Source organism: Ethanoligenens harbinense YUAN-3, assembly GCF_000178115.2.
Taxonomy (GTDB): domain Bacteria; phylum Bacillota; class Clostridia; order Oscillospirales; family Ethanoligenentaceae; genus Ethanoligenens; species Ethanoligenens harbinense.
Map to the genome: position 1 here is coordinate 2,295,577 of NC_014828.1, position 6,924 is coordinate 2,302,500.

At 52.5% G+C, this 6,924-nt stretch carries 5 protein-coding genes, 4 tRNA genes and 2 rRNA genes (1 of these 11 only partly in view); 1 reads left to right on the forward strand and 10 read right to left on the reverse strand.

Features of this window, described 5'->3' with window-relative positions; translation table 11 throughout:
• Window positions 1–82: 82 nt before the first annotated feature.
• Window positions 83–391 carry a hypothetical protein gene (locus ETHHA_RS10800; protein ID WP_013486014.1) on the reverse strand — a complete coding sequence of 103 codons (309 nt, stop codon included), beginning with the start codon at window positions 389–391 and terminating at the stop codon, window positions 83–85.
• Window positions 392–815: 424 nt separating this feature from the next.
• Here ETHHA_RS10800 and ETHHA_RS10805 point away from each other — a divergent pair, with 424 nt between their 5' ends.
• Entirely contained in the window at window positions 816–1,379 is a 564-nt protein-coding gene (locus ETHHA_RS10805; RefSeq protein WP_013486015.1) for a DUF2238 domain-containing protein, read from the forward strand.
• 57 nt (window positions 1,380–1,436) lie between these two features.
• Here ETHHA_RS10805 and ETHHA_RS15635 read toward each other — a convergent pair whose 3' ends face one another.
• From ETHHA_RS15635 to ETHHA_RS10850, 9 genes are all read right to left on the reverse strand, one after another.
• Complete coding sequence (locus tag ETHHA_RS15635; protein WP_137143889.1) at window positions 1,437–1,733, reverse strand: hypothetical protein; 297 nt, start codon at window positions 1,731–1,733, stop codon at window positions 1,437–1,439.
• Between the two features lie 41 nt (window positions 1,734–1,774).
• Complete coding sequence (locus ETHHA_RS10815; RefSeq protein WP_041686828.1) at window positions 1,775–1,966, reverse strand: hypothetical protein; 192 nt, start codon at window positions 1,964–1,966, stop codon at window positions 1,775–1,777.
• Between the two features lie 106 nt (window positions 1,967–2,072).
• Window positions 2,073–3,479 carry an MATE family efflux transporter gene (locus ETHHA_RS10820; protein ID WP_013486017.1) on the reverse strand — a complete coding sequence of 469 codons (1,407 nt, stop codon included), beginning with the start codon at window positions 3,477–3,479 and terminating at the stop codon, window positions 2,073–2,075.
• Between the two features lie 210 nt (window positions 3,480–3,689).
• A tRNA-Ile gene (locus ETHHA_RS10825) sits at window positions 3,690–3,766 on the reverse strand.
• 62 nt (window positions 3,767–3,828) lie between these two features.
• A tRNA-Asn gene (locus ETHHA_RS10830) sits at window positions 3,829–3,904 on the reverse strand.
• Between the two features lie 47 nt (window positions 3,905–3,951).
• Window positions 3,952–4,068 (reverse strand): 5S ribosomal RNA (gene rrf / locus ETHHA_RS10835).
• 186 nt (window positions 4,069–4,254) lie between these two features.
• Window positions 4,255–4,329: transfer RNA gene (locus ETHHA_RS10840), tRNA-Glu, on the reverse strand.
• A gap of 194 nt (window positions 4,330–4,523) precedes the next feature.
• Window positions 4,524–4,599, reverse strand: a tRNA-Lys gene (locus tag ETHHA_RS10845).
• A gap of 239 nt (window positions 4,600–4,838) precedes the next feature.
• Window positions 4,839–6,924 (reverse strand): 23S ribosomal RNA (locus tag ETHHA_RS10850); it runs 746 nt beyond the window's last position.

The following is a 6,924-nucleotide window of genomic DNA, read 5'->3' on the forward strand; positions in this document are numbered from 1 at the left end:
ACGCCAGCCTATCGGTCTATATTTTGAGATACGCCGACGTCAAATACGATAAGAAGATGCAGACGTTCAGAAAAAACGTGCTTTATTTGGCCGAACGCTGCTTTTTAAAGTTGTTCCACGAAAATTTCGCGCTTTTCTTATAGACTTCTTCCCGCAGCTTCCGAACAGACAGAAAACTGCGGACACCAAAATAAACGACGACCAGACCAAGCAGCGCACCCGGCAGCGGCGCATTGAACACTCGAAATGTCACCTGCGCAACGATGCTATACGCTGTGAACACTGCGCCGGACAACGCGATGGCTGCCGCCATCACAAACAGGACGCGTATCGCCACTACCTTGTGCGCATCCGGTGATACAGCACCGCTCGCGATCTTATTCGGCTTCATAAATTCCACCACCTTCCGCATCTTATTCCCTGATGATATTGCCAAAAGCTATAGCGCCACCAATAAAAAAGCCAAGCAGTCTCCCCGACTGCTTGGCTTCATTGCCGTCGCAAATAATTAGTATGCTATATATTTTACTATATTGCGACGCAAAAATCAATTGTGAAAAACCATGAACGTACACAATGATCGCCGAACTGTTTTTAGCGGATTCTTCGTAACAGCCTTCTTATCAGACTTTCCGCCTGCGGCGGAGGCTCACACCCGGCCATTCCGGCCGCTCGGTGCATGCGTCCGGCCCGGCACAGACCGACCTTAAGAACCTCGTCTTCCGGTTTTCCCCTGAACGGCGCACGCTTTTTCCTGGAATATCGGCTGCTATCCGGATAACAATAAACCTATACCACGATAACGAGGTGCTTTGATGGGGTCTATCATGCCGTTGACGCTGATCACGATCGCTTTTTCTGCCATCATGATCTGGACAGGTGTTCTGGCGATCCAAAAGAAACGATATCCCCTGTTCCTAAAAACTACGGTGATTTACGCTCTGTCGATCTTTTTCCTGATGATACAGCCCGTAGCCGGTCTCCATGTCCGGGTATCCGTATTGGCACTTGCCTTTATTGCCGTCCTCGGGCATCTTGTGGCGGGAAACTATTGGAACTATTATGACCGTTCCAGGCACTTCGACCGATATTGGCATGCATTCGGTTCGCTGGCTTTCTCGCTTTTTGGTTACTCCGTATTGAAACAAACTGTCTCACATTATGTTTCTCGTGTGGCCGTCCCGAAATTTTATACCGTTGTGGCTGTCTCGACCATAGGCATATCCCTGGGCTGCCTGTTTGAGATATATGAATTCATTCTGGATTCTGTCTGCCATACCCATCACCAGCATGGGCTTACGGATACGGATGTTGATTTGATTGCCGATGTGATCGGCGCGGTGAGCGCCGGCATTGTTTCCATATTTGTCGCCCTGTAACCGACCCGGCACATCACCTTTTTCCGGGCTTATCCATAAACTGAACCGAGGTGATTTTTAAAAATGGACCAGTACAGGGATATTATAGATGCGCAGCGCAACTATGCGCATGTCAGCCGATGCATGAAAAAAATCTGCAAAGCATGCAACACAGAATACATCAACTTCTCGATCCGAGAAGAATCCCATAGGCCGCGGCATATTTCCTTGACATCTACGGCCGCCAAACAGCATACCATTCACCCGTGAAAAACGAAAACCATCTCCAGTCCTGCCGCCTAAAACGGCAGGACTTTTGGGTTTTTCCGGCTCCTTCACCGAAAGCGCCGATTCCGGTACATCGGCTGCTACCATATGGGGGCTTCATGCCGTAAAATTGCAATGCCCATCATCCTCTACCGCTCCGGACCCGTTTCATGGGCGGCACTCGCATTTCTCTGGGCGACAATGAGGAACAGATCATTCGACAGAGTACCGAGAAAGGCGGCAAGCAGCGTCAAGGATTTCACGTTCAATCTTGCCGCAAGAGCATTGGCAGCAGAGGCCGCCAAAATCGTCAGATTCTCGCCCGGGATACGGTTAGCCATGAGTATCACCCATATATCATACGGAAACCGTACGGGGATGTGAACACAGCCGCGCGGATCTCTCCCGAAATCCGTTGCAGCAAAGACCCCAACAGGTTATGCGACATCATTCGATCACAGAATGCGCATACCACTTTTCCCCACGAAACCGCCACAGGAAGACCACGCCGCGCACAAACCACTCGGCATCCATGGCAAACCAAAATCCCGCAATGCCGAGTTTAAGGACAAATCCAAGCAGGATGCCCATTCCCAGACGAAACAGCCACATGGAAAGCATGGAGACCACCGAAGTGAACCTGGCATCGCCCGCCGCCCGCAGGGCCGACGGCAGGACAAAGCTGGGCGCCCAGGCCGGTATCTGTGCCAATGCGGTGATAAACATGATCCACGCGATGGTGGGCAAAATGCTTGCGGGAGGATGGAACAGAGCGGGCATGAACGAAAGGATAGGAATCATAAGCAGCGCAGTGAGCACATAGGAACCAGCCGTCAGCCACATGAAACTGCGGATGAACTTTTTCGTGTCCTTCAAGCTGCCGTATCCCATGCATTGCCCAGCCACGGTTACAATGGACAGCAACAGCGCGCTGCCGGGGATTTGCGTCACACCAAGCACTGCGTTACAGATGGCGTTGACCGCGATCGCATAGGTACCCAGACCCACAATAAAGATCTGTGTCAAAATTTTGCCACCGTTAAAAAACATTTGCTCGGCCGCAAACGGCAAACCGATAAACAAGATCTGCCGGGCCATTGCGAACGAAACGTGAAAAACATCGCGCCCGCAGAAATGCAGCGATGTATTAACGCGCATGAGATAAAACAATGCACAGGCGGCTCCGAGATAACGGGACAGATTGATGGAAATCGCCATTCCCAGCACTCCCAAGTGCAGGACGTTGATAAAAATCAGATTGAAGCCGACATAGGATAGATTCATGATGAGCGAAAGCGAAAGCGCACTGCGAGCTTCCCCCACGCCGCGCAGCGCACCGCAGACACTCTCCTCCAGCGCGATTCCGCAATAAGACAGGCCGCTGCCGATCAGATAAATACGCGCATTTGTCATCACATCCGGGGCGGCCCGACCAAACAGGAAACCGAGCACCGGACCATGCAGCAAAACAAACAACAGACTGATACCGAAGGCGAATGCGAAGACCGATGTCACCGAACCAGCCGTAGCCTTGGAAACCATTGCATGGTTACCGCGCCCTTTATACTGCGCGACCACAACCGTGCCCCCGGTGGAAACGGCAACAAATACGGAAACCAAGAAAATATTGACCGAGTCCACCATGTTGACCGCGCTGACTGCGGCCACCCCGGCAGAACTGATCATAGCCGTGTTGATGAGGTTGCTGCCGAACACAAACGCCTGATCAACAATGATGGGCAGGATGATGGCAATCACCTGCCGGTAATCCAAAAACTCACCCGACAGATACCGCCGCAACAGGCTTCTGATCCATATGCGGGCTTTCAGAAAAGCCTGCGCCCTTTTCCTCATCCATACCGCCACACTTTCCCGGCGGCACATATTCCCAACTGCACGCCGCATAAACAACATCTACAAACAAAAACGGAGCAACATGCGGCATATCTGCTTCATATGCCATTTGCTGCACCCGTATCCGCAAGACCATCTTCTATTGTTAGAACAATTCAATGCTGAAAATACAATCTGTATAAACCAGCTCAAAATTGCCCCAAATTGCATTGGTGGGCCTTCAGGGACTCGAACCCCGGACCAACCGGTTATGAGCCGGTGGCTCTAACCAACTGAGCTAAAGGCCCGTCTATATAAAAATATGATATTGTCGCAACAACCGCCGCACAAAAGCGCGACGGTTGTTCACTGGCTCCCCAAGTAGGACTCGAACCTACGACCCTGCGGTTAACAGCCGCATGCTCTACCAACTGAGCTATTGAGGAATATCTCCGCTGCCGCCATGAGGACAGCAAATCAAGAGATGAAATTGTGCCGGCACCGACCTATTTTCCCAGGAAGCTTCCCTCCAAGTATCTTCGGCACCGATGAGCTTAACTGCCGTGTTCGGAATGGGAACGGGTGGAACCTCATCGTCATTGACACCGGCTGCACTGGCCATGCAACCAGGTTCAGGATACCCAGCAGAAACCAAATGCGGCTCTGCCTAAAACCTTTACCTGTCTGCTGCCCTGTGGTTGTATCTTCATCCGGTTTGAAGTGATCGCGCCGGAAAAAGGCCTATTTAATATAGCACAATCCGTTTGGTTTTGCAACCCCGCAGACTGGTACTCTCTGGTGACCCGTAACGGATTCGAACCGATGATGCCGCCGTGAGAGGGCGGAGTCTTAACCGCTTGACCAACGGGCCGACTGCGCCGGGGTAAGTTCACCGCTTGCGCGGCGCAAGTTCAGGAAAGTTTTTCTGCTTGCACAAACCCTCTGCCTGAATCCTTTACCCCGCCATACCCTTTTGAGTATGGTCTGGCTTGTGGCCGCCCTCGCGGGCTGTGTGCCACTTGCACCAGCAAGCTCTATTCGAGCTTGGAAGCGGGCTATGCCCGCTGGTGCACCTCCAGGGACTCGAACCCTGGACCCGCTGATTAAGAGTCAGCTGCTCTACCAACTGAGCTAGAGGTGCCTATTCGCCATAGAGGCAAGTTCAGGAAAACTCTCTGCTTTCGCAAATGCTCTGCCTGAAAACTTTTCCCTTATGCACCCCTATTGAGTGTGCTGAAAACCCGCGGATGATCTCTCATCCGCCCGTTCAGGCTGTGCACAAATCACTTTATGCCGCTTCCCTGAACTTGTCACCGGGCACTGCCCGGCGGGGGCCTTCAAAACTGAATAATGCTCGTTCTCTGCTTTCCAAATTGACCTCAGGTCAAGCCCTCGACCTATTAGTACCAGTCAGCTGAGTACCTCACGATACTTACACCCCTGGCCTATCAACCTTGTAGTCTTCAAGGGGTCTTACCACCTTACCGGTGTGGGATATCTCGTCTTAGGGTCGGTTTCACGCTTAGATGCCTTCAGCGTTTATCCGTTCCGCACTTGGCTACTCAGCCGTGCCTTTGGCAAGACAACTGATACACCAGCGGTGCGTCCATCCCGGTCCTCTCGTACTAAGGACAGCACCCTTCAAATATCCTGCGCCCGCGACAGATAGGGACCGAACTGTCTCACGACGTTCTGAACCCAGCTCGCGTACCACTTTAATCGGCGAACAGCCGAACCCTTGGGACCGAATTCAGCCCCAGGATGTGATGAGCCGACATCGAGGTGCCAAACCTCCCCGTCGATGTGGACTCTTGGGGGAGATCAGCCTGTTATCCCCAGGGTAGCTTTTATCCGTTGAGCGACGGCATTTCCACTTACAAACCGCCGGATCACTAACTCCTACTTTCGTACCTGTTCGGCCCGTCGGCCTCACAGTCAAGTTGGCTTGTGCGTTTACACTCAATAGCACGATTTCCGACCGTGCCGAGCCAACCTTTGAGCGCCTCCGTTACTCTTTCGGAGGCGACCGCCCCAGTCAAACTGCCCGCCTGACAATGTCCCCCACCCGGATTCACGGGCGATGGTTAGAATTCCAGCACTTCAAGGGTGGTATCCCAAGGGTGACTCCCCAAAGGCTGGCGCCTCTGGTTCCCAGTCTCCCACCTATCCTGTACATGAAATGCCGAAATCCAATATCAGGTTACAGTAAAGCTCCATGGGGTCTTTCCGTCTAATCGCGGGTAGCTGGCATCTTCACCAGCACTACAATTTCGCCGGGTAGATTGTTGAGACAGTGCCCAGATCGTTACACCATTCGTGCGGGTCAGAACTTACCTGACAAGGAATTTCGCTACCTTAGGACCGTTATAGTTACGGCCGCCGTTTACCGGGGCTTCAATTCGGCGCTTGCACGCCTCCTCTTAACCTTCCGGCACCGGGCAGGTGTCAGCCCCTATACATCATCTTTCGATTTAGCAGAGACCTGTGTTTTTGCTAAACAGTCGCCTGGGCCTATTCTCTGCGGCTCTGTTTCCAGAGCACCCCTTATCCCGAAGTTACGGGGTCAACTTGCCGAGTTCCTTAACAATCCTTCTCCCGTTGGCCTTAGAGTCTTCCTCCTGCCTACCTGTGTCGGTTTGCGGTACGGGCGCCTCATCAATTCACAGGGCTTTTCTCGCCTCATTCCAAGTACACTTCGCTACTTAATTTCGCTCCCTTACGCCCGGTGCTACCATCGACCGGGATGTACCCTTCCTGAGTGTCCCCCTGCTTAACAATTTCGGCGGCTGCTGAATATCCACAGCATGTGCATCGGCTACGCCTTTCGGCCTCGCCTTAGCTCCCGGCTAACTTGGAGCGGACGAACCTTCCTCCAAAAACCTTAGGCTTCCGGCCATTATGATTCTCACATAATTCGCGCTACTTATTCCGGCATTCTCACTTCCATGCAGTCCACCAGCGCTTTCGCTCTGACTTCACCCCGCATGGAACGCTCCCCTACCCAGTCTTAAAGACTGCCCAAGCTTCGGTTGGATACTTAGCCCCGTTACATTTTCGGCGCAAAACCACTCGACCAGTGAGCTATTACGCACTCTTTGAATGAGTGGCTGCTTCTGAGCCAACATCCTGGTTGTCTAAGCAGTTCCACATCCTTTTACACTTAGTATCCATTAGGGACCTTAGCTGTGGGTCTGGGCTGTTTCCCTTTTGACTGCGAAACTTATCTCACGCAGTCTGACTCCTGTGCATCGATTATCCGGCATTCAGAGTTTGATAAGCTTTGGTAGCCTCTCGGCCCCGCGGCTATTCAGTGCTTTACCTCCGGTAATCTAACACAAGGCTAGCCCTAAAGCTATTTCGGGGAGAACCAGCTATCTCCGAGTTCGATTGGAATTTCTCCGCTACCCACACTTCATCCGCCGCCTTTTCAACGGAGGTCGGTTCGGGCCTCCATGGCGTTTTACCG

Excerpts from the sequence above, each read along its gene's own strand:
- ETHHA_RS10815 (WP_041686828.1), bottom strand. The coding sequence starts at position 1,966 with ATGGCTAACCGTATCCCGGGCGAGAATCTGACGATTTTGGCGGCCTCT.
- ETHHA_RS10805 (WP_013486015.1), top strand. The coding sequence starts at position 816 with ATGGGGTCTATCATGCCGTTGACGCTGATCACGATCGCTTTTTCTGCC.
- ETHHA_RS10820 (WP_013486017.1), bottom strand. The coding sequence starts at position 3,479 with ATGAGGAAAAGGGCGCAGGCTTTTCTGAAAGCCCGCATATGGATCAGA.
- ETHHA_RS10800 (WP_013486014.1), bottom strand. The coding sequence starts at position 391 with ATGAAGCCGAATAAGATCGCGAGCGGTGCTGTATCACCGGATGCGCAC.
- ETHHA_RS15635 (WP_137143889.1), bottom strand. The coding sequence starts at position 1,733 with ATGGTAGCAGCCGATGTACCGGAATCGGCGCTTTCGGTGAAGGAGCCG.